Annotated in this window: 25 protein-coding genes; 6 read left to right on the top strand and 19 right to left on the bottom strand. The window is 64.5% G+C overall.

All coding sequences use genetic code 11. The annotated features are described in order from the left end of the window. Window positions 1-3: 3 nt before the first annotated feature. The 3 genes from PJ259_RS00500 to PJ259_RS00490 all read right to left on the bottom strand — a co-directional run bounded on the left by PJ259_RS00500 (window position 4) and on the right by PJ259_RS00490 (window position 3,297). Window positions 4-1,203: a mandelate racemase/muconate lactonizing enzyme family protein gene (locus PJ259_RS00500; RefSeq protein ID WP_271654339.1), complete on the bottom strand. Its 1,200-nt coding sequence runs from the start codon at window positions 1,201-1,203 to the stop codon at window positions 4-6. 10 nt (window positions 1,204-1,213) lie between these two features. After that, on the bottom strand, window positions 1,214-2,191 hold the full coding sequence (locus PJ259_RS00495; protein WP_271654338.1) for a 2-hydroxyacid dehydrogenase: 978 nt from the start codon (window positions 2,189-2,191) through the stop codon (window positions 1,214-1,216). A gap of 89 nt (window positions 2,192-2,280) precedes the next feature. Next, window positions 2,281-3,297, bottom strand: a complete 1,017-nt coding sequence (locus tag PJ259_RS00490; RefSeq protein ID WP_271654337.1) for a LacI family DNA-binding transcriptional regulator — start codon at window positions 3,295-3,297, stop codon at window positions 2,281-2,283. A gap of 132 nt (window positions 3,298-3,429) precedes the next feature. Between PJ259_RS00490 and PJ259_RS00485 the strand changes: the two genes are divergently transcribed. From PJ259_RS00485 to PJ259_RS00475, 3 genes are all read left to right on the top strand, one after another. Beyond that, window positions 3,430-3,798 (top strand): YggL family protein, encoded by a 369-nt coding sequence (locus PJ259_RS00485; RefSeq protein ID WP_044342397.1) that lies wholly within the window; start codon window positions 3,430-3,432, stop codon window positions 3,796-3,798. Window positions 3,799-3,919: 121 nt separating this feature from the next. After that, window positions 3,920-4,753, top strand: a complete 834-nt coding sequence (locus PJ259_RS00480) for a metallophosphoesterase family protein (protein WP_271654336.1) — start codon at window positions 3,920-3,922, stop codon at window positions 4,751-4,753. A 130-nt stretch (window positions 4,754-4,883) separates the two neighbouring features. Beyond that, window positions 4,884-5,501 (top strand): DedA family protein, encoded by a 618-nt coding sequence (locus PJ259_RS00475; protein WP_059314211.1) that lies wholly within the window; start codon window positions 4,884-4,886, stop codon window positions 5,499-5,501. On the opposite strand, the gene PJ259_RS00470 is transcribed toward PJ259_RS00475, so the two are convergent. From PJ259_RS00470 to ttcA, 9 genes are all read right to left on the bottom strand, one after another. Continuing rightward, the gene (locus PJ259_RS00470; RefSeq protein ID WP_271654335.1) at window positions 5,498-7,744 is read right to left on the bottom strand and encodes a xanthine dehydrogenase family protein molybdopterin-binding subunit; all 2,247 of its coding nucleotides are present in this window, start codon (window positions 7,742-7,744) and stop codon (window positions 5,498-5,500) included. The genes PJ259_RS00475 and PJ259_RS00470 overlap by 4 nt on opposite strands. Beyond that, window positions 7,741-8,223 carry a (2Fe-2S)-binding protein gene (locus PJ259_RS00465; RefSeq protein WP_271654334.1) on the bottom strand — a complete coding sequence of 161 codons (483 nt, stop codon included), beginning with the start codon at window positions 8,221-8,223 and terminating at the stop codon, window positions 7,741-7,743. Before PJ259_RS00465 ends, PJ259_RS00470 begins: the two co-directional genes overlap by 4 nt. Window positions 8,224-8,225: 2 nt before the next feature. Continuing rightward, window positions 8,226-9,452, bottom strand: a complete 1,227-nt coding sequence (locus PJ259_RS00460; RefSeq protein ID WP_271654333.1) for a cytochrome c — start codon at window positions 9,450-9,452, stop codon at window positions 8,226-8,228. A 291-nt stretch (window positions 9,453-9,743) separates the two neighbouring features. Then, window positions 9,744-10,064 (bottom strand): hypothetical protein, encoded by a 321-nt coding sequence (locus PJ259_RS00455; protein WP_271654332.1) that lies wholly within the window; start codon window positions 10,062-10,064, stop codon window positions 9,744-9,746. 54 nt (window positions 10,065-10,118) lie between these two features. Further along, window positions 10,119-10,655: a C40 family peptidase gene (locus PJ259_RS00450; protein ID WP_059314206.1), complete on the bottom strand. Its 537-nt coding sequence runs from the start codon at window positions 10,653-10,655 to the stop codon at window positions 10,119-10,121. A 96-nt stretch (window positions 10,656-10,751) separates the two neighbouring features. Then, the gene (locus tag PJ259_RS00445; protein WP_420480500.1) at window positions 10,752-11,390 is read right to left on the bottom strand and encodes a C40 family peptidase; all 639 of its coding nucleotides are present in this window, start codon (window positions 11,388-11,390) and stop codon (window positions 10,752-10,754) included. A gap of 96 nt (window positions 11,391-11,486) precedes the next feature. Next, the gene (locus PJ259_RS00440; RefSeq protein ID WP_271654331.1) at window positions 11,487-12,251 is read right to left on the bottom strand and encodes an SIR2 family NAD-dependent protein deacylase; all 765 of its coding nucleotides are present in this window, start codon (window positions 12,249-12,251) and stop codon (window positions 11,487-11,489) included. Then, entirely contained in the window at window positions 12,248-12,919 is a 672-nt protein-coding gene (locus tag PJ259_RS00435) for a DNA-3-methyladenine glycosylase I (RefSeq protein ID WP_271654330.1), read from the bottom strand. Before PJ259_RS00435 ends, PJ259_RS00440 begins: the two co-directional genes overlap by 4 nt. Then, window positions 12,919-13,743 carry a tRNA 2-thiocytidine(32) synthetase TtcA gene (gene ttcA, locus PJ259_RS00430; protein WP_271654329.1) on the bottom strand — a complete coding sequence of 275 codons (825 nt, stop codon included), beginning with the start codon at window positions 13,741-13,743 and terminating at the stop codon, window positions 12,919-12,921. The genes PJ259_RS00435 and ttcA overlap by 1 nt, the downstream gene beginning before the upstream one ends. Before the next feature lie 97 nt (window positions 13,744-13,840). Here ttcA and PJ259_RS00425 point away from each other — a divergent pair, with 97 nt between their 5' ends. Next, the gene (locus PJ259_RS00425; protein WP_059314201.1) at window positions 13,841-14,461 is read left to right on the top strand and encodes a DNA-J related domain-containing protein; all 621 of its coding nucleotides are present in this window, start codon (window positions 13,841-13,843) and stop codon (window positions 14,459-14,461) included. A gap of 25 nt (window positions 14,462-14,486) precedes the next feature. Continuing rightward, window positions 14,487-14,981 (top strand): SprT family zinc-dependent metalloprotease, encoded by a 495-nt coding sequence (locus PJ259_RS00420; protein ID WP_271654328.1) that lies wholly within the window; start codon window positions 14,487-14,489, stop codon window positions 14,979-14,981. A gap of 44 nt (window positions 14,982-15,025) precedes the next feature. Here PJ259_RS00420 and PJ259_RS00415 read toward each other — a convergent pair whose 3' ends face one another. Both PJ259_RS00415 and htpG read right to left on the bottom strand, forming a co-directional pair. Further along, entirely contained in the window at window positions 15,026-15,763 is a 738-nt protein-coding gene (locus PJ259_RS00415; protein ID WP_271654327.1) for a dienelactone hydrolase family protein, read from the bottom strand. Between the two features lie 55 nt (window positions 15,764-15,818). Then, window positions 15,819-17,723: a molecular chaperone HtpG gene (htpG, locus tag PJ259_RS00410; protein WP_271654326.1), complete on the bottom strand. Its 1,905-nt coding sequence runs from the start codon at window positions 17,721-17,723 to the stop codon at window positions 15,819-15,821. Window positions 17,724-17,923: 200 nt separating this feature from the next. Between htpG and PJ259_RS00405 the strand changes: the two genes are divergently transcribed. After that, window positions 17,924-18,205 carry a hypothetical protein gene (locus tag PJ259_RS00405; RefSeq protein WP_059314197.1) on the top strand — a complete coding sequence of 94 codons (282 nt, stop codon included), beginning with the start codon at window positions 17,924-17,926 and terminating at the stop codon, window positions 18,203-18,205. Window positions 18,206-18,260: 55 nt separating this feature from the next. On the opposite strand, the gene brnQ is transcribed toward PJ259_RS00405, so the two are convergent. From brnQ to odhB, 5 genes are all read right to left on the bottom strand, one after another. Continuing rightward, a complete protein-coding gene (brnQ, locus tag PJ259_RS00400; RefSeq protein WP_059316843.1) occupies window positions 18,261-19,604 on the bottom strand; it encodes a branched-chain amino acid transport system II carrier protein in 1,344 nt (447 codons plus the stop codon). A gap of 205 nt (window positions 19,605-19,809) precedes the next feature. Then, a complete protein-coding gene (sucD, locus tag PJ259_RS00395; protein WP_027602680.1) occupies window positions 19,810-20,697 on the bottom strand; it encodes a succinate--CoA ligase subunit alpha in 888 nt (295 codons plus the stop codon). Then, window positions 20,697-21,863 (bottom strand): ADP-forming succinate--CoA ligase subunit beta, encoded by a 1,167-nt coding sequence (gene sucC, locus PJ259_RS00390; RefSeq protein ID WP_007159249.1) that lies wholly within the window; start codon window positions 21,861-21,863, stop codon window positions 20,697-20,699. Before sucC ends, sucD begins: the two co-directional genes overlap by 1 nt. Before the next feature lie 183 nt (window positions 21,864-22,046). Beyond that, window positions 22,047-23,483 (bottom strand): dihydrolipoyl dehydrogenase, encoded by a 1,437-nt coding sequence (gene lpdA, locus PJ259_RS00385; protein ID WP_059314196.1) that lies wholly within the window; start codon window positions 23,481-23,483, stop codon window positions 22,047-22,049. Window positions 23,484-23,563: 80 nt separating this feature from the next. Further along, complete coding sequence (gene odhB / locus PJ259_RS00380; protein ID WP_059314195.1) at window positions 23,564-24,784, bottom strand: 2-oxoglutarate dehydrogenase complex dihydrolipoyllysine-residue succinyltransferase; 1,221 nt, start codon at window positions 24,782-24,784, stop codon at window positions 23,564-23,566. Window positions 24,785-24,822 lie beyond the last annotated feature (38 nt).

Below are 24,822 nucleotides of genomic sequence, written 5' to 3'. Positions count from 1 at the left end.
ACCTTACCGCGTTGATACCCGCCCGATCCGGTCCGGCCGCTGACGCAGCGCCGGATGCAGGGCGGTGCCCAGGCCCGGTGCGGTTGGCGGTAGCAGCCAGCCCTGCTCCAGTACCGGTAGCTCGGTGACCAGCTCACGATAGAAGCCCGCCAGATAGGCTCGCACCACTTCCTGAAAGATGGCATTGGCTGAGGCCAACCCCAGATGCAGCGAGGCCATCAGCACCACCGGTCCGGTGCAATCGTGTGGGGCGATGGGCTTCTGATAGGCCTCGGCCAAGGTGGCGATCTTGCGTGCCTCGCTCAACCCACCGCACCAGGACAGGTCCACCATCACATAGTCCAGCGCATCGGCCGCCAGCAGATCGCGGAAGGCACCGCGCATCGCCAGGGTCTCGCTGCCGCAGACCGGAATGCCCGCCAGTCGCCGGAAATCCGCCAACCCCTGAACGTGATCCATCTTGATCGGATCTTCCGCCCAGAAGATGTTGTAGTCCTTGAGTGCTCGGGCGATCTGCAGGGCGCAGGTCGGATTCCACAAGGAATGGAATTCGCACATTACCTCGATGCCATCGCCGACCGCCTCCCTGATGCGCGCAAAGGGCTCCAGACCCTGGCGCAAGTCGGTGCTGGACAGAAACTGGCCGCCACTGGCCAGGGCGAAGGCATCGAAGGGCCAGATCTTCATGGCGGCAAACCCTTCGTCCATCAGGCTCTGGGCCAGTTCGCACGGGTTTTCCACTGCCGCCACCTGATCGTCGTAGCGACCGGCCACGCGGGCCTCACCCTTGGCGATCAGCCGGCGCTGCTCACCACCGGTATTGAAGTTGGGACTGGCGCAGGTGTTGTAGGCGCGCATCCGCTCGTGGACCTGGCCACCCAGCAGCTGATGGATCGGCACACCCATAGCCTGGCCGAACAGGTCCCAGAGGGCGATGTCCAGCGCCGAAGCCGCTCGGGTTTCCACGCCGCTGCCGTTGAAGCCGAGATAGCCACGCAGCAGTGCCCGGCTGTGGGCTTCGATCTGCAGGGGATCGCGACCCAACAGCAGCGGCGCGCAAAGCGAGTGGATCTGCGCCTCCACCGCTTCGGCGCCGCGAAAGGTCTCACCCAGACCGACCAGGCCGCTGTCGGTGTGAATCTCCACCCAGAGCAGATTGGGCAGTTGCGTGAGCCTGGTGGTTTCGATGCGAGTGATGCGCATGGCGCCTCCTCTAGCGAGGTCCGTGGACCTGATTGAGCAGCGTTTCGCCCCGACGCAGGCGTTCGATGTTGGCGGCGATGAAGGCATAGCGGCGCGCGAATAGCCCGTGGGTCCAACCCGAGACATGCGGCGTGCAGACGGCATTGGGCAGTTCTTCGAAGCGATGCCGTGCGGGTGCCACGAGATCGCCTTCGCCACTGGGGTAGCGGTACCAGACGTCCAGGTACGCCTTGGCGATGCGCCGGTCGGCGAGCGCCTGATAGAGGGCGTCTTCTTCCACCACCGCCGCCCGTGCCAGGTTCAGCAGCACGGCCTCCGGCCGCATGGCGGCGAACTGGGCAGCGCCGAAACAGCCCCGGGTAGTCTCGTCCAGCGGACAGGCCAGTACTACGTAATCGGCCAGGCCCAGGGCCTCGTTCAGCGCCTCGGGCGCAAGGGCAGTATCGGCCCCGGCGGGCACCCGGCCGTCGCGGGCACTACGGGTGATGGCCAGGATGCGCATGCCGAAGGCCCGCGCCCGCTGCGCCACCGCCTGGCCGATCCTGCCAAAACCCAGGATCGCCAGGGTCCTGCCCTGCAACTCACCACGCGGCTGGCGCCCCAGATAGGCATGGGTCCAGCGCTCGCTGGCGAAGGCCGCCTGGGCCTCACCCAGGCGCACCTCATGATCCAGCAGGCAGGCCAGGGCGTATTCGGCCATGGGAATCTCGTGCTCGAAGACGTTGCAGACGCGACAGTCCGCTGCCAGCACTCCGAAATCGATGCCATCGAGGCCCGCGCCAGGTACCTGCAGCAGCCGTACCCTGGGCGCCCGCGTTGAACGCTGCAGACGCATGGCGACTAGGACATCGGCGCCCTCGATTCGCTCGTCCCAGGCGGCTGACTCATGGGCTTCCCGCGGCAAGGTCATAAAGGTGGCCGGGCCGGCCAGGTCCCTGGCAAGCGCCTCCTGGTGCGTGGCGGCTTCACCAATCATCACGATCTTCATCCGGCTCCTCCCCTGCTGAGCGAAATGGTACCGCTACCATTTCGCTCACCCTAGCGCCCAGAAAGTCGTCTGACAACCGCCATCTGTCCTCAGGCGCTACCGCGCTCGATCCATTCGACGCCCAGGTCGCGCTGCTGTGGCTCTCCATCACTACCCGCCAGACGGGCCAACAACAATTCCGCTGCCGTGTGCCCCAAGGCCGTGGCATCCACCCGTATCGTGGTCAAGGCAGGCAGGGTATGGGCCGCGAAGGCCATGTCGCCGAAACCGATCACCGCCACGTCGCCGGGCACCGCCAGCCCCTGCGCCAGGGCCTCGGTCAGCACGCCATGGGCCAGGGTGTCGGAGGTGCAGACCACCAGCAGCGGCCGCACCTTGGTTTGGGCGAGCAGCTGGCACAGGGCTTGGCGCCCCTGCTCCAGGCTGGGCAGGCCGGTGAAGAGCGCCGGCGCCGTCTCGGCGATGCCGAGGGTGGCCAGGGCCCGACTCAGGGCCAGACGTCGCCGAGTACCGCGGGGGTCGTCCACCGCCACCTGGGCGACCTGGGCATAACCGCCAGCGTTAGCCCGCTCGGCCAGCAGCGCGCCCACTGCCTCATGGTCAAACCCCACCCCCTGATCGATGGGCTCCGCGCTGAGATCCCAGGTCTCCACCACCGGTACGCCCGCCGCCTGGAGCCGGGCACGGCTGGCCGGCGTGTGATCAACGCCGGTCAGGATCAGGCCATCCGGCCGCCGGCTGAGAATGGTCGCCAGCAGCGCCTCTTCCTGCTCGGGATCGTGGCCAGTGACGCCCAGCAACACCTGATACCCGGCCTGAACCAGTCGCTCGGCCACCGCCTGGTAGCTGTCGGCGAACAGCGGATTGGTCAGCATGGGCACCAGCACCGCCACCAATCGACTGCGATTGGAGGCCAAGGCCCCAGCCACCAGGTTGGGCATGTAGCCGCTTGCTGCTATGGCGGCCAGTACCCGCTCACGGGTGGCCGCCTTGACGCTTGCGGGCGCGTTCACCACCCGCGAGACGGTGATCGGTGCGACGCCGGCCAGGCTGGCCACGTCGCGGATGGTCACGCTACCGGAGCGGCTTCTCGTCTTGCCCGTCATCCTTCCACCCCTGCGCGCTCTGGTCGCAGCCAAAACCGTCATGCTAACCGCCCCTCCCGGCGGTCACCATTGGCATTACCGACCAACGCCAGGGATAATGCCTGCCCTTTCATCGATATCCAGGCCTTCGCCATGACCGATACCAATCAAGATCCCCGTTTGAGCCGCATGAAGCGTCGCCTGCGCAAGAAGCAGTACCTGGGCGAGTTCCAGGAGCTGGCCTTCGAAATCAAGGTGAGCTTCAAGAACGAACTCAGCGAAGACGATCTGGACACCTTCCTGGGTGACTTCATCGACTACGTCGAAGAGCGCAAGCTGGACTACATCGGCGGTTTCGACAACGCCTGGGTCGAAGGCACCATCATGGCCAACAAGCGCTACACCTCGCCCACCGAGGAAGACCGTACCGCCCTGCTGGACTGGCTCAAGGCCCGCGCCGAAGTCGGCGAAGCCAACGCCTCCGACCTGCATGACGCCTGGCACCACGACGGCGAAGTCTAAAAGAGGGTTCAAGGCTGCTGCGCGTGGCTCGCAGGCCTTGGACTAGCCTTTAGACAGCATTGCTGGATAGCTTGGCGCCCGTTGCGGTCGTAAAGGGGAATCCGTTGGAAACCAGGTCCTCATGACGACCCTTCTGCAAATCTCCGATACTCACTTCGGCACCGAGCAACCTGCCGTGGTCGCGGCCCTGGAAGCCCATGTCCGCGAACACGGCGCCGATGTCCTCATCCTCTCGGGGGACATCACCCAGCGCGCCCGGCGCGAGCAATTCGCCGCCGCCAAGGTGTTCGTCGAACGCCTGGAAAGCTACGGCATCCCACGCACCTTGGTGATCCCGGGCAACCACGACCTGCCGCTGTACAACGTCTTCGCCCGTTTCCTGATGCCCTATGGCAACTATCGCCGCCATTTCGGGCAGGATCTGGAGCCCAGCTTCGAGAACGACGAGCTGCTGCTGGTGGGCCTCAACACCACCGCTCCGCAGCGCCACAAGGACGGTGCGGTGAGCACCGCGCAGATCGAGCGCGTGGCCGAGCGCCTGCGCCGCGCCGGGCCGGACAAGCTGCGCATCGTCATCGCCCATCAGCCCTTCGGCGCCCTCGAACTCAGCGACCTGAGCAACCTGCAGCATAACGCCGACCACGCCCTCGCCACCTGGGCCGATGCCGGACTGGACCTGGTGATGGGTGGCCACATCCACCTGCCCTATGTGCTGCCGCTGAGCCGGCAATACCCAACCTTGCCCCGCGAGGTTTGGATCGTCCAGGCCGGCACCGCCCTCTCCTCTCGGGTGCGTGGTACCTCGCCCAATTCCTTCAATCGCCTGCTGGTCGGTGAAGGTGCCGACAAGACCGTCGAGGTGGAGCGCTGGGATTTCCAGGGCGATCGCTTCGTCGTGGGTGAACGCCACGACCTGCGCTGGCAGGCCGCTCAGGACGCCCTGGCGGAGACCTGAGGCCGGCAGCAGGGGCGCCAATGCGCGCTCCTGCGCACTTCCGGCAACGGAAATTGATTCAAGCTGTTGAAACGGCTGGCAGACTCAGGGCGCCGCGTAGTCTTAGGACTTTCCGGCAAGAGTGGCCCTCATGGAATCTCTCACGCAATCGCTGCTTGGCTTCATCGAAACCCATCAGGCCTGGGCGCCGCTGATCGTCGGCCTGCTCGCCTTTGGCGAATCCCTGGTGCTGCTGGGCGTCTTCATTCCGGCTACGGCGCTGATGCTGGTGGTCGGCGGCCTGGCTGGCTCAGGGGTCCTCTCGCCAGTGCCGCTGGTGCTGGCCGCCATCGTTGGCGCGATCCTTGGCGACATCTGCTCCTACATCATCGGCCGTTGGCTCGGGCCCAGCATCGTCCACCGGCCGCCCTTCCGCCGCTATCGCAAGCAGGTAGCCAAGACCCGGCTGTTCTTCCGCCGCTACGGCTTCTTCGCGGTGTTCGGCGGCCGCTTCCTGACCATGATCCGCAACACCGTGCCCTTGGTGGCTGGGATGATGGCCATGAACCAGCTGCGCTTTCAGTCGGCCAACGTGCTGTCCGCCATCGTCTGGGCGCCCTTGATGATGAGCCCGGGTTACCTGGCCGCCAAGGGCGCCCACCAATTCAGCTTTGCCGGCAACGAGCCCCTGTGGATCGGCGCCGCGGTGGTGGCCCTGCTGGGCGCCGGTGGCGTGCTGTTTTTCAAGCAGCGCCTGAAACGCGCCTAACCGCGAGCGGCCAGCGCGGCGCGCAGGCGCTCGCGGTTCAAGGGCACCTCGCGCAGGCGCAGACCGGTCGCCGCAGCGACGGCATTGGCGATGGCCGCGGGGATGGCGGCAGTGGTGGCCTCCCCGGCACCCACCGCCGGCTCCTCTGGCCGATCGATCAGCTCCAGTTCCAGCTCGGGCAACTCATCGAAGGTCAGCGGCGGATAGGCGCTCCACTCCAGGCTCGTCACCCCCTGGTGATCAAAGCGCACCGCCTGCTTGAGGGTCCGGGCGATGCCTTGCACCACGCAGCCCTCCAGTTGATTGCGCAAGCCGTCCGGGTTGACGATCAGACCACAATCATGGGCCACCACCACCCGAGTGACCCGGATACCCGTGGCCTCGCTCACCGCCACCTCGACCACCGCGGCCACATAGGCGTTCTCGTTTTCGTAGCGCAGGAAGGCCAGACCCTGACCTTTCGCGGGGGCACCGTCCCAGGCCTTTTCTTGCAGGACCGGCGGTTGCCACCCGGCCTTGGCGCTAGCGGCCTGTAGCACCGCCCGCGCCCTTGGATCCTGCAGATAGCGCAGGCGGAATTCCAGCGGATCGACCCCGGCCCCCAAGGCCAACTCATCCATGAAGGATTCATTGGCGAAGGTATTGCCGACCGCCCCGAGGGCACGTAAGGCCGACGGTCGCAGCGGCGAATCGCTGGCTTCCAGCCAGTGCGTGGATACCTGGACATTGATCACGTCGTAATCCAGCGGGGCGTTGCGGTTGCCACCGCCCCGCCCGCCCTTGAGCGGCAGGTTGTAGGCAAGCTGTCCGGCGAGCAGCGCCGCCCTGCCAGTCTGGCCATTGGGCCGGGTCAGGTGGGTAGGCGTCCAGTTGGCGAAGCGCCAGGCGAGCAGGTCGCCCGCGGTGCTCAGACCACCGGCCAGGCGCATCAACATGGCTGGCCCCTTGGGATTCCAGCCGTGCTCGTCAGCGCGACTCCATTGCACCCGCACCGGTCGGCCACTCAACTTGGACAGCAGCGCCGCATCGGCAGCCGCATCATCGGCGCCGTTGTGGCCATAGCAGCCGGAGGCCTGCTGATAGATGACATGGATGCTTTCCTCCGGCAGTCCTAGCAGATCCGCCAAGGCCGCCCGTAGCTGATAGACACCCTGGGTGCCACTCCAGACCGTGGCACCATCCGCGCGGACCTCGGCCACCGCGCAGGAGGGGCCGATGGAATCATGATTCTGATAGGGCCAGCGGTACTCGGCATCGAGCCGCTGCGCGGCGTTCGCCAGCTCCTGCTCGACATCACCCGCCTCCTGCTGCACCTCGGGCGGGCCGGCCTTGGCTTCCAGGTGCGCATAGAGCTCGCCCGGCAGCGGCATGTCCGGCACCAGACTCCAGTCCACCCGCAGTGCCGCAGCCCCCTGTCGCGCCAGCCATGGCTGCGCCGCCAAGACCGCGACGAAGGCGCCCTCGTACACCAGTTGAGCACCGGCAGGCAGCGCACTGGCATCAATGCCGCGAATGCTCACCCCCGCCAGCCGCGCCGAGCCGGTGCAGGGCGGTCGCACCACGCAACCGTGCAGCATGCCGGGCAGGCGCAAGTCATGGACGTAATCGAAGCTCCCGAACAGCTTGGCGGGAATGTCCTCGCGCGGCACCGAAGTACCGACCAGGCGGTAATCCTTGATGGCCCGGGTCCGTACGGCCTGGTTGACCAGCCGACCCAGAGGCCGCCCGCCGACCAGCTCGCCATAGCTGACATAGCGTCCAGTGGGATCACCGCGATACACCACACGGCCATTCACCGTATCCACCACCGCCAGATCCAGACCTAGCCGCCGCGATCCTTCGAGGAACAGGAATTGCCGCGCACTGGCAGCGGCCTTGCGCAACTGGGCACCACCTACCTGCAGGCTCTTGCTGCCCGCGGTGATGCCCTGATCCGGGGTCAGTCGGGTATCCCCCTGGATCAACCGGGTGGCGGGGAAGGCCACACAGAGCTCCTCGGCCACGATCTGGCGGAGCGCCGTACTGACCCCGGTCCCCAGCTCCACCTTGCCGCTGTAGACAGTGACCTGACCCTGGACATCCACCGCCAGCCAGGCATCCAATTGCCGCTGATCGAGGGCCTTGGCCAGGGCGGCACTATCGGCGGGTGCGGGCAGCACCTGGGCAGCGACCGGTCGCTGCAGGCTGAAGCCCAGCAGCAGCACCGCGCCGCCGCCGAGAAAGGCGCGTCGCGACAGCGTCATGCCGGGGCCTGCTTGTCACGCAAGAGCACCGCCGCCCGCTTGACCGCGCGCAGGATGCGGTAGTGGGTGCCGCAGCCACAGAGGTTGGCCGCCAGCGCCTGGCGGATCTGCGCATCGCTCGGATCGGGCACTCGTTCCAGCAGCGCCTGGGCGGTCATCACCATGCCCGGGATGCAATAGCCGCACTGGGCTGCCTGTTCTTCGATAAAGGCCCGCTGCAACGCATGGGGCGCCTCAGGGGTACCCAAGCCCTCCAGCGTCAGCAGCTCACGACCAACGAAGGACGTCGCGGGTAGCAGACAGGCGCGGACGGGCTTGCCATCCGCCAGCACGGTGCAGGCACCGCATTCACCCAGGCCACAGCCGAATTTCGGTCCCTTCAGACCCAGCTCGTCGCGCAGGGCGTCCAGCAGAGGCATGCGTGGATCGACGTCGAGCTGCCGTGTCTCGCCGTTGACCTTGAGCTCGATGGCCGCCACTGTTATTTCTCTCCTTCGCGCGCGGCCGCCACATCCGCGGGACGGATAGCGGCGGCATGGCCACCGAAACGGCGGCCGATGTAAGTGGCCAGGTCAGCGAGCTGCTGGTCGCTGAGCAGATCGCGATAGGCTGGCATGAAGGCATGCTCGGTGCGGCCCTGACGATCGAGCCCGTCGAGCAGCACGCGTACGAGGTTGGTCCCGGCCGGATCGCGTACCGCCGAATAGTTGCTGAAGGAACGCGGATAGGGTCCAGCCGGACCGCGATCATCCGGCGCATGGCAACTGGCGCAGGCCGACTGCAGCAGGGCTGCGCTTTCCGCCTCGCCCGCCGTGAGAGGTCCGCCTTCCCCGGGCGGCTGCACCTCGGCGCGCGCGGGGACCGCTCCTGGCTGGGCAGGCAAGGTCCGCAGATAGGCGATCAGGGCAGCGAGATCGGCGTCGTCCAGATGCCGGGTACCGCCGCTCACCACCTCGGCCATGGGCCCCGCCGCCACGGCCTCCCCACGCTGATGCCCTTCACGCAGATAACTGGCGAGCTTGGCATCGCTCCAGCCGCCGAGACCGCGAGGGTCCGGGGTGAGATTCCAGGCCGTCCAGCCCTGCTGGGTCGCCCCGGCATAGGCCCGACCGCTATCGAGCCCCTGGCTCCAGGTTCGCGGGGTATGGCATTCCTGGCAGTGCCCCACGGCCTCGGCCAGGTAGGCGCCCCGCGCCAGCCGGGCATCGGCCACTGCGGGAAGCGGGCCTGGGGTGAAGTTCAGCCACTTCCAGCCACGGATCAGCGCACGCTGGTCATAGGGGAATCGCAGGGCATTGGCTGGCGGCGCATAGGGCACCGGCCGCTGGATCCGCAGGAAGGCGAAGATAGCAGCGACGTCTTCGTCGCTCAGGCGAGTAAAGGCGGTATAGGGAAAGGCGGGATAGAGCTGCTCGCCTTCACGGCCGAGGCCGTCGTGCAGCGCGCGGCGGAACTGATCCGTCGTCCAGTCGCCCAGCCCCTGCTGGCGATCCGGGGTGATGTTGCTCGAATAGAGGCGGCCGAAGGGCGTATCGAAGGCGACACCGCCGGCGAAAGGTGCGCCATCCGGGCGGGTATGGCAGCCTTGGCAGTTACCCAGGCGAGTCAGATATTCGCCCCGCGTCAGGGTCGCCTCATCCGCCTGGGTCAAAGCAGCGGAAGACAAAAGCAGGATCCCCGCCAGGCTTGGCAGGGCGAAGGATCTCATCGACGCTCCTCGTGAGGTCGAACCGGACTGGCCGATTTCGCCGTGGCTTTTGCCTCATCCTAATCGCAGCGGCGCGCTACCGTGGCACGCGACCACTGAGCTGAGAGACAGCCAACAGTTTTGACCAGGGCGCCCTCGGCGGCCTTTACATTTCCGGCGGTTGTCGTCCCTCCCTCAACAAACGGCGACCTGGCCTTTCACCCTCCCCTCGCCGTTGATCACTTGCGTTTTGCATCACTCAGGACAGCAAGGAGAACTCCCAAACGCCCCAATCTAAAGGGGTGGTATTATCTAACGCTTGGGCACGAAGCCATCGGGCTTGGCCGCCAGCCAGTCGACGAATTGGCGAATGCGCGCATCGCTGAGGAGCAGCTCGCGACTGTTGTATTCCAGCGCCAAGGTCTTCTCGTCGAAGGTCTGGTGGATATGGTTGTGGCAGGGTCGGCAGACCCAGAGGGTGGCGGTGATCCGGCTGACGCGGTCGAATTTCTTGCGCACGTAGCCCTTGTCGTGCAGCGAACGGGGAATCAGATGGTGACGGGTAAGCGGTGCCGCCCGACCGCACAGCTCGCAGCGAGCCGGCTGGGGCGGCAGACGTATCGCCTGGGGCATGATGGGCTCCGCACGGGCTGGATGCCTATTCGAGCGGCCCAGGCGAAGCGGGGTTCAATAGCCGCCGGCGAGACTCGGCGTGAACAGGACCCGCTTGGCCTGCAGGTAGCTTTTCTGCCAATAGGGCTTGGCCAGACTGTCCAGGCGTACGGTACCGCCGGTGCGCGGCGCATGCACGAAGCGCCCTTCCCCGACATAGATGCCGGCATGGCTCACCTGGCGACCGCCCGCGGTAGCGAAGAAGATCAAGTCGCCAGGCTGCAAGGCATTGCGTGCCACATTGGGCGAACCCAGGGTGATCATTTCCCGGGTCGAGCGTGGCAGGGTGACGCCGGCCGCGTCGCGATAGACATAGCCAATCAGGCCACTGCAATCGAAACCGCCAGCCGGTGTATTACCACCATAGCGATAAGGCGTACCCACCAGCCCGATAGCGCGAAAGAGCACATCGTTAGCCGCCTGGGCCTGGCTTTCCAGCATGGGACGGGAGGCGACCGGGGCTACCGGTGCGGGTGCCTGGGGCGGTCTGCCGGCACAGGCGGCCAGCAGCACGAAGGCGCAATACAATCCGAGGCGAGCCGCATGCGGCATTGGGAACATCCTTAGTTATTCATTGATCGCCGCCGGCCTGCCACGCAGCACCGGCGGGTCCTCGAAGCGCACCGGCGACAATCGCAGCGATACGCTTCAGCGCAATACGCGCTTGCCTTCCAGGAAACTCACCTTCCAGTACTGGTCGTCCAGGCTGTCCACTCGCACCCCGCCGCTCCGGCGACTGGAGGAATGGATGAACTTGCCTTCGCCCATGTAGATACCGGTGTGACTGACCCGACCACGGCCGTTGCTATTGAACAGCAACAGATCGCCGGGTTCCAGATCGTTCTTGCTCACCACCGGCACTTCGAGATCTATGATCTCGCGGGTCGAGCGCGGCAGGTTCATGCCGGCCCGCTCGCGGAACACGTAATTGACGAAGCCGCTGCAATCGAAACCAGTCAAGCTGCTGCCGCCACGGCGATAGGGCGTCCCTACCAGCTGGGTCGCGCGGTCGAGGATCTGGTCTGCCAGATTGGGTAGCGCCTGACGCGGGCCCACTTCGTGATCCCAGTCGAGCTGCTGCGGTGAGCGGGTATGAGGGAAGACCGGACGCTGCGGACCTGCCTCGCTCTCCACGGCCGTCGAGCCGTTGGCAGCACTGCTCAGGCTATGCAGCGAGGCAATCTGGAAGGTGTGGGAGGAGCTGGACTGATCCTGGGCGACCGCGGCGTCGGGGCTTTGCGGTGCACTTGCGCAGGCGGCGAGCAGACAGACAAAAGACAGAGGCACGAGGGGTGCGAGGCGGTTCCTTGGCATGGGCACGACCGTGACGTTTTTTCAAAGTTTCGCCACCTTGCCGACCTGGATCACAGATAGCAAGTTTTTTTAGCCGCTGATGTGACTCAAAAGCCGAGGAAGGACGTCTACGGCCCTTTTTTTGAGCTGAATGATCGCCAGACCGCTCAACGACGAACGGTCCGGGTTGATCTCGATGAGATCGCCACCCTGCGCCAGGGTCTGGCCAATCGGCGCCTGGATATAGCCAAAGGCAGCCGTGGTGCCGATGGCGATCACCAGATCGAAACCCTCCGCCACTGCAGCCTGCAGACGTTGCAGCTCGGTGATCGGCAGAGCCTCCTCGAACAGCACCACCGGTGGCCGCAGGATGCCACCGCAGCCAAGGCAACGCGGTGGCAACGGACCTGCGAGGCAGGCCTGGGCATCCGCCACTGCCTGCCCACAGCTCATGCAGGCCAGCGGCTCCAGCTGCCCATGGATCTCGATCAGCCGCGCCAGCGGAAACCCCGATTGCCGATGAAAGCCATCGATGTTCTGGGTCAGCACCCAGCTGCCGGGACAACGCCGACCGAAGCTGGCGATCGCCTGGTGCGCCGCATTGGGCACGGCCGCGGCGCAGGCTCGTCCGAGCTGGGCAAGATAGCGCCAGCAGACGTCGGGACGCTGCCGCAACATGCTGCCCGACAGCGCCGCCTCGATGGGGACGCCCTCATCGGTGAGGCCGTTGTACAGGCCACCCAGACCGCGATAGGTCGGCAGTCCGGAATCGGCGGACAGCCCTGCCCCGGTAATGAACAGCACCCGCTCGGCCCTTTCGAGCAGGCCTTGAGCGCGCGCCAGGGCATCACTCAATGATTCACCGTCAGAGCCAGCATCACCGACAGCTGACAGAGCGGCCGTCCGCTCTGTTCCTGCCAGAGATTGAAGGCCTCTTGCATCTTCTGGCGGTCACGCTTGGCGGTGGGTGCCTTGTCGAGGATATTCTGCGCCTTGAGCGCCGTCACCACGTCGTCGGTCGCCAGGAAGGTGTCCTTGCCGGTCATGCGCAGGAAACGCTGTGCCGACAGACCACCCAGCTGGTTGCCCCGCTTGGTCAGCAGCTCCCACAGACCGACGATGTCCTGCGTTGGCCACTCGGCCAGCAGTTGACCGAAGCTGCCGTGGCTACGCTGAAAATCGAGCACCATCTGGGCGTTGATCGGCACGCTGCGCAGCTTGCCCAGGTGGCGGATCAGCCGCGCATCCTGCATCAGCTGCTCCAGACGCTCACCGCCCATGAGCACCACCTTCTCCGGATCGAAGCCGAAGAACACCTCCTCGAAGGCCGGCCACTTGGCATCCACCAGGCTGTGCTTGAGCCCGGCGCGAAAGATGCGGCGGGTCAACAGCGACAGATAGCGGTCATCGCCCACGGACCTCAGGGTCGCGGCGTCCACCGGTTGCGGCAGCCGCGCCTCCAGGGCCGCGCGGGAACCGCAGCGGTTGAGCGCGTATTCGAGCAGCCAGGCGTAATCCCGCATCAGAGATTCATCACCTGGACGAAGCGCGGCGTCGCGCTGTCATCGATCTTGAGGCTGGCGAAATCGAACAACTCGCGATCGGCCAGTTGCGACGGCACGACGTTCTGCAGGGCGCGGAACATGATCTCGGTACGTCCCGGCGTCTTGCGTTCCCATTCCAGCAGCATCTCCTTGACCACCTTGCGCTGCAGGTTTTCCTGGGAGCCGCAGAGGTTGCAGGGAATGATGGGGAATTCGCGCAGGAGGGCGTAGGCCTCGATGTCCTTCTCGTTGCAATAGGCCAGCGGGCGAATCACCACGTTGCGCCCGTCGTCGGCGCGCAGCTTGGGTGGCATGGCCTTAAGGGTGCCGCCATGGAACAAATTGAGAAAGAAGGTTTCTACCATGTCATCGCGATGATGGCCCAGCGCCATCTTCGTCGCGCCGATCTCATCGGCGAAGGTATAGAGAATGCCCCGCCGCAGGCGTGAGCACAGCGAGCAGGTGGTCTTGCCCTCGGGGATCTTTTCCTTCACCACGGAATAGGTATCACGTTCCAGAACGTGGTACTCGACCCCCAGCTCCGCCAGATACTGAGGTAAAACGTGTTCAGGAAAGCCCGGCTGTTTCTGGTCGAGGTTGACCGCCACGATCTCGAAACGAATCGGGGCGACCTTCTGTAGATAGAGCAGCATGTCGAGCAGGGTGTAGCTGTCCTTGCCGCCGGACAGGCAGACCATGACCTTGTCGCCGTCCTCGATCATGTTGTAGTCGGCGATGGCTTCGCCGGTAAGACGGCGCAGGCGTTTCTGCAGCTTGTTCTGGTTGACCGAAAGGGTGCCCATGGATGAATCCGCGAAAGGAAAAAACGAAAGGCCGGCATTTTACGCGCAAAGCGGCCCGCGCCCTACCCCGAACGTCAGTCTGGAGCGACCGGCAGCCATGAGCGATACCCAGGAGCTCATGAAGGCGCTGCACCAGGAATTGCTCAGGGCCCAGACCAGCCTGTCGGAGTACGAGTTGCTGCAGGCCCTGCGCCGGGCAGGCTCGCCGCTGATCCCACCCCGTCCGGTGACCGACAACTATCAACTCTTCCGCCTGCACTTTCGCGTCTTCAACGCCCTCTACCAGTTGCGCGACCAATTGCGTGCGGAGCAACGCGCCGAACTCATCATCAGCGCCCTGCGCATCGAGCTGCGCCCCTATCTGCGCGCCCGCGCCGGACTGGTCGTGGCCGACCCCTTGCGTGCCTATTACCTGGATCTCACCCAGCTGGAAACCACCACGCCCGAAGACGTGGCGAATCTGCTCAATCACTTCTGGGCGCTGGTCAACGGCGAATCGGAGCTGCTGGAAGCCCTGCGCCTGCTGGGCCTGGATCGCTCGGCCGACTATGGCCAGATCCGCCGCCGCTATCGCCAGCTCGCCAGCCGTCATCACCCCGATCACGGCGGCAGCACCGGCCGGCTGCAGGCCATCAATGCGGCCATGGATACGCTACGGCGGCACTACGGCCACCAGCCGACCGCGGACGCTAGGGCACAGGCACGAGCTTCGGCATAATTGTCCGGCGCTCCAGAGGTTGCCCATGTCTGAACAACTCAAAGACCGGGTCGAAGACTGCTATCGACAGGCCGAGGCCTTTTTCAAACGCCGCTTTCCCCGCCCCGAGGTCAGCCTTGCCCTGCGTGGCCAGCGGGCCGGCGTCGCTCATCTCACCGAGAATCGGCTGAGATTCAACGGGCAGCTCTATCAGGAAAACCGCGGCCATTTTCTCGAACAGACTGTCGCCCATGAGGTGGCGCACCTGGTGGCGCATCAACTGTTTGGCGGTGGCATCAGGCCTCACGGCGAGGAGTGGCAGCTGATCATGCGCGGCGTCTATGGGCTGCCGCCGGATCGCTGCCATACCTATGAGCTGCCACAGCGAGCCCGGACGCTCTATCTGTATCGCTGCAGCTGCCCGGATGGTCGTTTCGAGTTTACTGCCCAGCGTCACGCGCTGGTGCGCAAGGGGCGACGCTATCTGTGCCGGCGCTGCCGGACACCGCTGGACTTCACCGACGAAGTCATCCGCGGCTGATCCTGCCGGGCCCGGTCAGGGCGCCGGCAGGTGTTGGCAAGCACTCAGCCCTGGGCGAAGACTTCCGCGAACAGGTTGTGCATTGCCAGGAAGGCACGCTTGGCGACCACCGGGTGGTACTGCTGCTTGCCCGGATTGTTGGCTTCGGGATCGGTGAAGGAATGCACCGCGCCGCCATAGCTCAGCAACTGCCAATCCACCTGGGCGGCATCCATTTCCTGGCGGAAACCAGTGAGCTGCTCGTCTGGCACCATCGGATCCGAGGCACCGTGCAACACCAGCACCGGACCGGTGATACGAGCCGCATCGGCCGGTGTAGGCGTATCGAGATTGGCGTGGAAGGTCACCACCGCACTCAGCGGGGCACCATCGCGCGCCAGCTCCAAAGCAGCGCAGCCACCGAAGCAGAAGCCGATGGCCGCGATCTGATGGACGTCCACCGCCGCTGTCTCCGCCTGGGCAACCAGCGCCGCATAGGCCGCCTGCATGCGCTGGCGCAGCAGGGCGCGATCGCCACGGATCGGCGTCATGGCTGCCAGGGCCTCGTCGGCATTCTGCGGCCGGACGTTACGCCCATAGAAGTCCACCACCAGGTAGGCCAGACCGTCGACCTCGGCGAGTTCTTTGGCCTGCTCCACGGCACCGTGGGACACCCCCATCCAGTTCGGCGCGAACAGCACGCCTGGTCGAGTGGGATTACCACTGGTGGCATAGACCAGCTGGCTCTCGAACGGCTGGCCATCGATTTCGTAGGCAACGGGTTTTACAGTGACATCGACCATGGGGTCCTCCAAAGGGTGGATAGAAAGAAGCCCGCCGAGGCGGGCTTCTCTATCTTTAAGCGGACAATTCCACCAGCAATTTGTTTAACCGGCGGACATAGGCGGCGGGATCCTTGAGGCTGTCGCCCGCAGCCAGCGCAGCCTGATCGAACAGGATATGCGACAGGTCGGCGAAACGATCCTCGTCCGGCTCGCCATCGAGTTTCTCGATCAACGGGTGCTGCGGATTGATCTCGAAGATCGGCTTGGAATCAGGTGCCTTCTGGCCGCTGGCTTCCAGAATCCGGCGCATCTGCAGACCCAGATCCTGCTCACCGATGGCGAGGATCGCCGGCGAGTCGGTCAGGCGATGGGAGACGCGGACTTCACTGACCTGAGCATCCAGGGCCTGCTTGAGGCGCTCCACCAGGCCTTCCTTGGTCTTGGCAACCTCTTCCTGGGCTTGCTTGTCTTCTTCGCTGTCCAGCTTGCCGAGGTCCAGATCGCCACGGGCGACATCGACGAAGTGCTTGCCGTCGAATTCGGTGAGATAGCTCATCAGCCACTCGTCGATGCGATCGGTCAGCAGCAGCACCTCGACACCCTTCTTGCGGAAGACTTCCAGGTGCGGGCTGTTCTTGATCTGGGCATGGCTCTCGCCAGTCAGGTAGTAGATCTTGTCCTGACCTTCCTTCATGCGGCCAATGTAGTCGGCCAGGGAAACGTTCTGAGCGTCGTCGCCATTGTGAGTCGAGGCGAAGCGCAGCAGGCCGGCGATCTTCTCGCGGTTGGCGAAGTCTTCCGCCGGACCTTCCTTGAGCACCTGGCCGAAGTGGCCCCAGAACGACTGGTATTTTTCCGGCTCGCTCTTGGCCAGCTTCTCCAGCATGTCCAGCACCCGCTTGGTCAGGGCCGACTTCATGGAGTCGATCACCGGATCCTTCTGCAGGATCTCGCGGGAAACGTTCAGCGACAGGTCGTTGGAGTCCACCACACCCTTGATGAATCTCAGGTACAGCGGCAGGAACTGGTCGGCCTGATCCATGATGAAGACGCGCTGCACATAGAGCTTGAGGCCCTTGGGCGCTTCGCGCTGATAGAGATCGAAGGGGGCACGGGCCGGCACATACAGCAGCGAGGTGTATTCGAGCTTGCCCTCGACCTTGTTGTGGCTCCAGGTCAAGGGATTCTCAAAGTCATGGCCGACGTGCTTGTAGAACTCCTGGTAGTCCTCGTCCTTGAGTTCGGTACGCGGACGGGTCCAGAGCGCGCTGGCACGGTTGACGGTCTCCCACTCGGCTTCGGCCGACTGTTCTTCCTCGCTCTCCTGCTGTTCCTTGGGCAACTCGATGGGCAGACCGATGTGATCGGAGTACTTCTTGACCACGTTGCGCAGGCGCCAGCCATCGGCGAATTCCAGCTCCTCGGGCTTGAGGTGCAGCACGATACGGGTACCGCGCTCGGGCTTGTCGATGGTCGCGACCTCGAACTCCCCTTCCCCCTTGGACGACCAGTGCACGCCTTCTGCGGCGGGTTGGCCGGCACGACGGGTATAGACATCGACCTGGTCGGCAACGATGAAGGCCGAATAAAAGCCCACACCGAATTGACCGATGAGGTTGGAATCCTTCTTCTGGTCGCCGCTGAGGTTCTTCAGGAAATCGGCGGTGCCGGACTTGGCTATGGTGCCAAGGTGAGCGATGACCTCTTCACGGCTCATGCCGATGCCATTGTCTTCGAGGGTGACCGTGCCGGCCTCCTTGTCGAAGCTCAGGCGAATCTTCAGCGTATCCCCGCCTTCGAGCAGATCAGGCTTGGACAAGGCCTCGAATCTGAGCTTGTCGGCCGCGTCGGAGGCGTTGGAAATCAATTCGCGCAGGAAGATTTCCTTGTTGGAATACAGCGAGTGAATCATCAGGTGAAGCAGCTGCTTCACTTCGGTCTGGAAGCCTAGGGTTTCCTTTTGAGTCTCCACACTCATGCTACGAACTCCGCTATCGATAGGTACGCGCCAGATGCCTGGCGATGTGGCGGAGATGGGGGCGACGCGTAACATTTCAACCTTTCCGGTTCCGGTTCGCGATACAGGTAGGAATTTGGGCGATGCCTGAGATAGACGCGGAACTTAACTTTTAACGGTGCGCTCGAACGGCTGTCGTGTAGTTCATAAGGAGAAAACACATGAAAAAGCCCTTCGCCATCGCCCTGCTCTTCACTGCCGCCTTCGGCCTCGCCGCCTGTGACAAGCCTTCCGAAAACAAGGCTCAGGATGCTGCCAAGACCGAACAGAAAGCTCAGGAAAACCTGAACAAAGCCGCCGAGCAGAGCAACAAGGCTGCTGAGCAGCGCAACGAAGCCGCCAACGAGGCTGCCAAAGAGCAAACCAACGGCGAAGCCACCTCGGTCAGCCCGGCCACTGGTACCGCCAACGGCAATGCGCCGGCTACCCAGCCCAAGCCGTAAGCTGATCGGTTATGAAAAAAGCCCGCTGATGCGGGCTTTTTTGTGGACGACTGATTCAGGAGCGCGAGGGATCTGGCTCGGCCTCGTTCTCTGTCGCCCGGCCTCCGCGACGCAGGCTTTCCAGCACCAGGGCAACGAGGCCCACCACCACGGCCGGCAACAGCCAGCCCAGGCCCGAGTCGGCCAGTGGCAGCCACTGCACGGCATCCCCCAGATAGGGCACCGTCAGGTGGGCGGTCTGCAAGCCATCAAGAATGCCGAACGCCAGCGCCACCAGCAGCACCGGCCCGACGATGCGACCGGGCGCCGCCCAGCGAGCGGTGAAGAAGCTCAGGACCACCAGGGCGATACAGGGCGGATAGATGGCGGTGAGAATGGGCACCGAGATCTGGATCAGCTGGGTCAGGCCGAGGTTGGACACCAGCAGCGAGAAGGCTGCCAGCAGGACCACCAGGCTGCGATAGCTGAAGGGCAGGAACTCACTGAAGAACTCCGCGCAGGCGCAGGTCAGACCCACTGCCGTGACCAGGCAGGCCAAGGTAATGAGTACCGCGAGGAAGTCGCTGCCGACACTGCCGAAGGTGTGCTGCACATAGGCATGCAGCACCTCGGCGCCATTGCTGGCATGGGGTACCAGCGCCCCGCTGCCGGCCCCGAGCTGGAACAGGCTCAGATAGACCAGCACCAGGCCAACTCCTGCGATCAGGCCGGCGATGATGGTATAGCGCGTCAGTAGCTCGGGGGCGGTCACGCCCCGGGCACGAATGGCGTTGACGATGACGATGCCGAACACCAGGGCGCCCAGGGTATCCATGGTCAGATAGCCGTTGACGAAGCCTTGGGACAGCGCCCGCGAGGCGTAGTCGGGCGCCGCCGTGGCAGGACCACCCGCTGGCCAGAACAGCGCCGCGCCGCCCAGCACCGCCAGGGCGAGGATCTTCAGCGGACCGAGAAAGCGGCCGACGGTGTCGAGCAGCCGCCCCGGATAGAGGGAGACCAGCAGCACCACCAGGAAATAGGCCAGGCTGTAGAGGAACAGCGGGATCGGTCCGTTACCCAGCAGGGGCCCTACGCCCACCTCGAAAGAGACCGTGGCAGTGCGCGGGGTGGCGAACAGCGGCCCCACCGAAAGGTAGCAGACGATGGCGAGCGCCCGGGCAGCCGTCTGGCCCAGCGGCCTGCTCAGGGCATCCATGCCGCCACCAACGCGCGCCAGGGCGATCAGGGTCAGCACCGGCAGCCCGACTGCGGTCAGCAGAAAGCCCAGGGCGGCGCTCCAGACGTGCTCGCCAGCCTGCAGGCCGACGATCGGGGGAAAGATGATGTTGCCCGCGCCGACGAACAGCGCGAACGTCATGAATCCGAGGGCCAGGACGTCCCGGCTTTGCAAAGCTTTCATGGAAGGCAGTACCAGCAATGAGGAAAACGAGGCAGCCCACCCTCTTGGGAGCAGGTCTTGGAAGGGCCACGAGGTGGCCGATGGAGCGGAAGGTTGCCATCCTAACGAATTACCGGCGAAAAGGCAGCCGACAGGTGATGAGGCGTCATGAACGCGCCCATGAAAAAAGCCGCCCGAGGGCGGCCTTTTCTACAGTCAGTCAGGCTCAGGCCTTCTTGACTTCCCAACCGGTCAGCTCGGCCAGGGCCTTGCCGATGTCAGCCAGGGAACGCACGGTCTTCACACCAGCGTCCTGCAGGGCAGCGAACTTCTCGTCCGCAGTGCCCTTGCCGCCGGAGATGATGGCGCCAGCATGGCCCATGCGCTTGCCGGGCGGTGCGGTGACACCGGCGATGTAGGACACCACCGGCTTGGTCACGTTGGCCTTGATGTAGGCCGCGGCTTCTTCTTCAGCGCTGCCGCCGATCTCGCCGATCATGACGATGGCTTCGGTCTGCGGATCTTCCTGGAACAGCTTCAGGATATCGATGAAGTTCGAGCCCGGGATGGGGTCGCCGCCGATGCCCACGCAGGTGGACTGGCCGAAGCCGGCGTCGGTGGTCTGCTTCACGGCTTCATAGGTCAGGGTGCCGGAACGCGACACGATACCGACCTTGCCCGGCAGGTGAATGTGACCGGGCATGATGCCGATCTTGCACTCGCCGGGGGTGATGACGCCGGGGCAGTTCGGGCCGATCAGGCGTACGCCCAGTTCGTCGCACTTCACCTTGGCATCCAGCATGTCGAGGGTGGGGATACCCTCGGTGATGCAGACGATCAGCTTGATGCCGCCGAAGGCCGCTTCCAGGATGGAGTCCTTGCAGAAGGGAGCCGGAACGTAGATTACCGAGGCGTCAGCGCCGGTAGCTTCCACGGCTTCCTTGACGGTGTTGAACACCGGCAGGCCCAGGTGGGTGGAGCCGCCCTTGCCGGGGGTCACGCCGCCGACCATCTGGGTACCGTAGGCAATGGCCTGTTCGGAGTGGAAGGTACCCTGGCTGCCGGTGAAGCCCTGGCAGATGACCTTGGTGTCTTTATTGATCAGGACGCTCATTACTTACCCTCCGCGGCCTTGACGACCTGCTGGGCAGCGTCGGTCAGGCTGGTTGCCGCGATGATGTTCAGGCCGCTTTCGGCCAGGACCTTGGCACCGAGTTCGGCGTTGTTGCCTTCAAGGCGAACCACGACCGGCACCTTCACACCGACTTCCTTCACGGCACCGATGATGCCTTCGGCGATCATGTCGCAGCGCACGATGCCGCCGAAGATGTTCACCAGAACGGCTTTCACGTTGCTGTCGGACAGGATGATCTTGAAGGCTTCGGTCACGCGCTCTTTGGTCGCACCGCCGCCAACGTCCAGGAAGTTGGCCGGCTTGCCGCCGTGCAGGTTGACGATGTCCATGGTACCCATGGCCAGACCGGCACCGTTGACCATGCAGCCGATGCTGCCTTCCAGGGCTACGTAGTTCAGTTCCCACTTCTGCGCATGGGCTTCACGGGCGTCGTCCTGCGACGGGTCGTGGAAGGCACGCAGCTTGGGCTGACGGTAGATGGCGTTGCTGTCGATGTTGATCTTGGCATCCAGGCAGTGCAGGTTGCCGTCCTTCTTGATCACCAGCGGGTTCACTTCCAGCAGGGCCAGGTCGTAGTCCTGGAACAGCTTGGCCAGACCGACGAAGATCTGGGTGAACTGCTTGATCTGGTCACCTTTCAGGCCCAGCTGGAAAGCCAGGTCGCGACCCTGGTAAGGCTGAGCGCCTACCAGCGGATCGATGGTGGCCTTGAGAATCTTCTCCGGAGTGTCGTGAGCGACCTTCTCGATGTCCACGCCACCTTCGGTGGACGCCATGAACACGATGCGGCGGCTGGAGCGATCGACGACGGCGCCCAGATAGAGCTCCTTGTCGATGTCGGTGCAGGATTCAACCAGGATCTTGCTGACCGGCTGACCGTTGGCGTCGGTCTGGTAGGTCACCAGACGTTGGCCCAGCCACTTGGCGGCGAATTCCTTGGCTTCTTCCTTGCTCTTGACCAGCTTCACACCGCCAGCCTTACCACGGCCACCGGCATGTACCTGGGCCTTGACGACCCACTCGTCGCCGCCGATACGGCCGCAAGCCTCGTAGGCCTCCTGGGGGGTGTCGACAGCGTAGCCTTTGGAAACGGGCAGGCCGTATTCAGCGAACAGCTGCTTACCCTGATACTCGTGGAGATTCATGCTTGTCTACCGTCTTCGTTGGGTATTGCGCATTCGACGCTGTGCGTTCTCCGAGCCGTCCTCTGGACGGTCGCGGGCACCGCGCCACCTGTGACCCCTGCCTCGCAAGGGTCCGAGGTACCTTCCTGCGGTGGAGCCCGGAGGCTCCACGGCGGTCGGCGACCCCGTGGTTCCGTAAATCTCTTACCGCTTCTTGCGATTCACTGCGTGGATCGCATGACCATTCACCGCCAGGGCTGCTTCGTGCAGTGCCTCGGACAGCGTCGGGTGCGAGAACACCATCATGCCCAGGTCTTCGGCACTGGTGCCGAATTCCATGGCGATGGCGCCCTGCTGCACCAGTTCCGCCGCGCTCGGGCCGACCACATGGACGCCCAGGACGCGATCGGTCTTGGCATCGGCCACGACCTTGACGAAGCCGGCGGTGTCATTGGCCGCCAGGGCACGACCGCTGACCGCGAAGGGGAAGGTGCCGACGTTGACTTCGACGCCTTCGGCCTTCAGCGCCTGCTCGGTCTTGCCGACCCACGCGATTTCCGGGTGGGTGTAGATCACCGAGGGCACCAGATCGTAGTTCATCTGAGCCTTGTGACCGGCGATACGCTCGGCGACCATCACGCCCTCTTCCGAGGCCTTGTGGGCCAGCATCAGACCACGCACGCAGTCACCGATGGCGAACACGCCCGGGACGCTGGTGGCGCAGTAGTCGTCGACGTAGATGTAGCCACGCTCGTCGCTTTCCACGCCGCTGTCGGACGCCAGCAGGTCGGTGGTGACCGGACGACGGCCCACGGCAACGATCAGGCGATCGAAGGTGATCTGCTTCTCTTCACCGGCTTCGGTGTAGTTGACGGTGACTTCTTCGCCGTTGACCTGGGAGCCGGTCACGCGAGCACCCATGCGGATGTTCAGACCCTGCTTGGAGAGGATCTTGTAGGCTTCCTTGGACACCTGCTCATCGGCGGCGACCAGGAACTTGTCCAGGGCTTCCAGCACGGTGACTTCGGCACCCAGGCGAGCCCAGACCGAACCCAGCTCCAGGCCGATGACGCCGGCACCGATCACGCCCAGACGCTTGGGCACGCTCTGGAATTCCAGGGCGCCGGTGGAATCGACGATGACCTTCTGGTCCACCGGAGCCGGCGGGATGTCGATGGGACGCGAGCCGGACGCCAGGATGACGTTCTCGGCCTCGACCACCTGGACGTTGCCGTCCAGGCCAGTGACTTCGACCTTCTTGCCGGACAGCAGCTTGCCGTTGCCTTCCAGCAGGGTCACGCCGTTGGCCTTGAACAGGGTGGCCACGCCGCCGGTGAGGTTCTTCACGATCTGGTCCTTGCGGCCGATCATGGTGGGCACGTCGATGGTGACGTTGGGCGCATCGATCCCGTGGACCTTAAAGCCCTCGTGGGCCTCGTGGTACTTGTAGGAGCTGTCCAGCAGCGCCTTGGAAGGAATGCAACCCACGTTCAGGCAGGTACCGCCCAGGGCGACCTTGCCTTCCTTGCCCTTGTAGCGCTCGACACAGGCCGTCTTCAGACCGAGCTGCGCGGCACGGATGGCGGCCACGTAGCCACCAGGGCCGGCGCCGATCACCACTACGTCGAATTTGTCGCTCATACACTAATCCCCTTGGAGCAGCTTCAGGCAGAAAAACTTGAAGCGGTGCGTGGCCCCTGCCCCGCACCGCGAGAGCCGGATCAGATGTCCAGCAGCAGACGAGCCGGGTCTTCCAGCAGGTCCTTCATGGTGACCAGGAAGGTCACGGCTTCCTTGCCATCGATCAGGCGATGGTCGTAGGACAGCGCAAGATACATCATCGGCAGGATCACCACCTGGCCGTTCACCGCCATCGGGCGTTCCTGGATCTTGTGCATGCCCAGGATCGCGGTCTGCGGCGGGTTGACGATGGGAGTGGACAGCAGCGAACCGAAGACACCACCGTTGGAGATGGTGAAGGTGCCGCCCTGCATGTCTTCCAGGGTCAGCTTGCCGGCCTTGGCCTTCTTGCCGAAGTCGGCGATGGTGCCTTCCACTTCCGCCAGGCTCATGAACTCGGCGTTGCGCAGCACCGGCACTACCAGGCCACGGTCACTGGACACGGCCACGCCGATGTCCTGATAGCCGTGGTAGACGATGTCGTTGCCGTCGATGGAGGCGTTGACGCCCGGCTGGCGCTTGAGCGCCTCGGTGGCCGCCTTGACGAAGAAGGACATGAAGCCCAGGCGTACGCCATTGTGCTTCTTCTCGAACATGTCCTTGTACTTGGAGCGCAGGTCCATGATCGGCTTCATGTTGACCTCGTTGAAGGTCGTCAGCATGGCCATGCTGGACTGGGCTTCAACCAGGCGCTCGGCGACCTTGGCGCGCAGGCGGGTCATGGGCACACGCTTCTCGGTGCGATCGCCAGCAGCGGTCACCACCGGAGCGGCGGCGGCAGCGGGCTTGGCAGCCGGAGCAGCGGCGCCGGACTTCTTGGCCTCGACAGCGGCGACGGCGTCTTCCTTGGTGATGCGACCACCCTTGCCGGTGCCGACCAGGGTAGCCGGGTCGATGCCGTTTTCTTCGGCGATCTTGCGTGCGGCGGGAGCGAGGATCGGATCCTCTTCACCACCGGCAGCCGGCGCGGCAGCCGGAGCACTGGCGGCGGCCGGCTGGGCAGCCGGCGCGGCGGCGGCAGTGGCGCCCTCTTCCACGCGAGCGATGACTTCTTCGCTCAGCACGGTGTCGCCTTCGTTCTTCAGGACTTCGGCCAGGACGCCATCGACCGGTGCCACGACTTCCAGCACGACCTTGTCGGTCTCGATGTCGACCAGCAGCTCGTCACGCTTGACCGCTTCGCCCGGCTTCTTGTGCCAGGTGGCGACGGTGCCGTCAGCGACCGATTCCGGGAAGGTAGGGGCTTTGATCTCGATAGCCATTCTATGAATTTCCTTAGTGATCTTTAGTAGTCGCGTGG

Source organism: Pseudomonas sp. JBR1 (assembly GCF_028198185.1).
In the GTDB taxonomy this organism is placed as follows: Bacteria; Pseudomonadota; Gammaproteobacteria; order Pseudomonadales; family Pseudomonadaceae; genus Chryseomonas; species Chryseomonas oryzihabitans_E.
Note: the sequence above shows the minus strand (reverse complement) of the source record. Positions and strands in the feature narration are given on the sequence as shown.

Excerpts from the sequence above, each read along its gene's own strand:
- PJ259_RS00485 (WP_044342397.1), top strand. The coding sequence starts at position 3,430 with ATGACCGATACCAATCAAGATCCCCGTTTGAGCCGCATGAAGCGTCGC.
- PJ259_RS00420 (WP_271654328.1), top strand. The coding sequence starts at position 14,487 with ATGTCTGAACAACTCAAAGACCGGGTCGAAGACTGCTATCGACAGGCC.
- brnQ (WP_059316843.1), bottom strand. The coding sequence starts at position 19,604 with ATGAAAGCTTTGCAAAGCCGGGACGTCCTGGCCCTCGGATTCATGACG.
- PJ259_RS00470 (WP_271654335.1), bottom strand. The coding sequence starts at position 7,744 with ATGACGCTGTCGCGACGCGCCTTTCTCGGCGGCGGCGCGGTGCTGCTG.
- PJ259_RS00495 (WP_271654338.1), bottom strand. The coding sequence starts at position 2,191 with ATGAAGATCGTGATGATTGGTGAAGCCGCCACGCACCAGGAGGCGCTT.
- ttcA (WP_271654329.1), bottom strand. The coding sequence starts at position 13,743 with ATGGGCACCCTTTCGGTCAACCAGAACAAGCTGCAGAAACGCCTGCGC.
- lpdA (WP_059314196.1), bottom strand. The coding sequence starts at position 23,483 with ATGAGCGACAAATTCGACGTAGTGGTGATCGGCGCCGGCCCTGGTGGC.
- PJ259_RS00455 (WP_271654332.1), bottom strand. The coding sequence starts at position 10,064 with ATGCCCCAGGCGATACGTCTGCCGCCCCAGCCGGCTCGCTGCGAGCTG.
- sucD (WP_027602680.1), bottom strand. The coding sequence starts at position 20,697 with ATGAGCGTCCTGATCAATAAAGACACCAAGGTCATCTGCCAGGGCTTC.
- PJ259_RS00415 (WP_271654327.1), bottom strand. The coding sequence starts at position 15,763 with ATGGTCGATGTCACTGTAAAACCCGTTGCCTACGAAATCGATGGCCAG.
- PJ259_RS00475 (WP_059314211.1), top strand. The coding sequence starts at position 4,884 with ATGGAATCTCTCACGCAATCGCTGCTTGGCTTCATCGAAACCCATCAG.
- sucC (WP_007159249.1), bottom strand. The coding sequence starts at position 21,863 with ATGAATCTCCACGAGTATCAGGGTAAGCAGCTGTTCGCTGAATACGGC.
- PJ259_RS00405 (WP_059314197.1), top strand. The coding sequence starts at position 17,924 with ATGAAAAAGCCCTTCGCCATCGCCCTGCTCTTCACTGCCGCCTTCGGC.
- PJ259_RS00490 (WP_271654337.1), bottom strand. The coding sequence starts at position 3,297 with ATGACGGGCAAGACGAGAAGCCGCTCCGGTAGCGTGACCATCCGCGAC.
- htpG (WP_271654326.1), bottom strand. The coding sequence starts at position 17,723 with ATGAGTGTGGAGACTCAAAAGGAAACCCTAGGCTTCCAGACCGAAGTG.
- PJ259_RS00425 (WP_059314201.1), top strand. The coding sequence starts at position 13,841 with ATGAGCGATACCCAGGAGCTCATGAAGGCGCTGCACCAGGAATTGCTC.
- odhB (WP_059314195.1), bottom strand. The coding sequence starts at position 24,784 with ATGGCTATCGAGATCAAAGCCCCTACCTTCCCGGAATCGGTCGCTGAC.
- PJ259_RS00460 (WP_271654333.1), bottom strand. The coding sequence starts at position 9,452 with ATGAGATCCTTCGCCCTGCCAAGCCTGGCGGGGATCCTGCTTTTGTCT.
- PJ259_RS00450 (WP_059314206.1), bottom strand. The coding sequence starts at position 10,655 with ATGCCGCATGCGGCTCGCCTCGGATTGTATTGCGCCTTCGTGCTGCTG.
- PJ259_RS00435 (WP_271654330.1), bottom strand. The coding sequence starts at position 12,919 with ATGCGGGATTACGCCTGGCTGCTCGAATACGCGCTCAACCGCTGCGGT.
- PJ259_RS00500 (WP_271654339.1), bottom strand. The coding sequence starts at position 1,203 with ATGCGCATCACTCGCATCGAAACCACCAGGCTCACGCAACTGCCCAAT.
- PJ259_RS00480 (WP_271654336.1), top strand. The coding sequence starts at position 3,920 with ATGACGACCCTTCTGCAAATCTCCGATACTCACTTCGGCACCGAGCAA.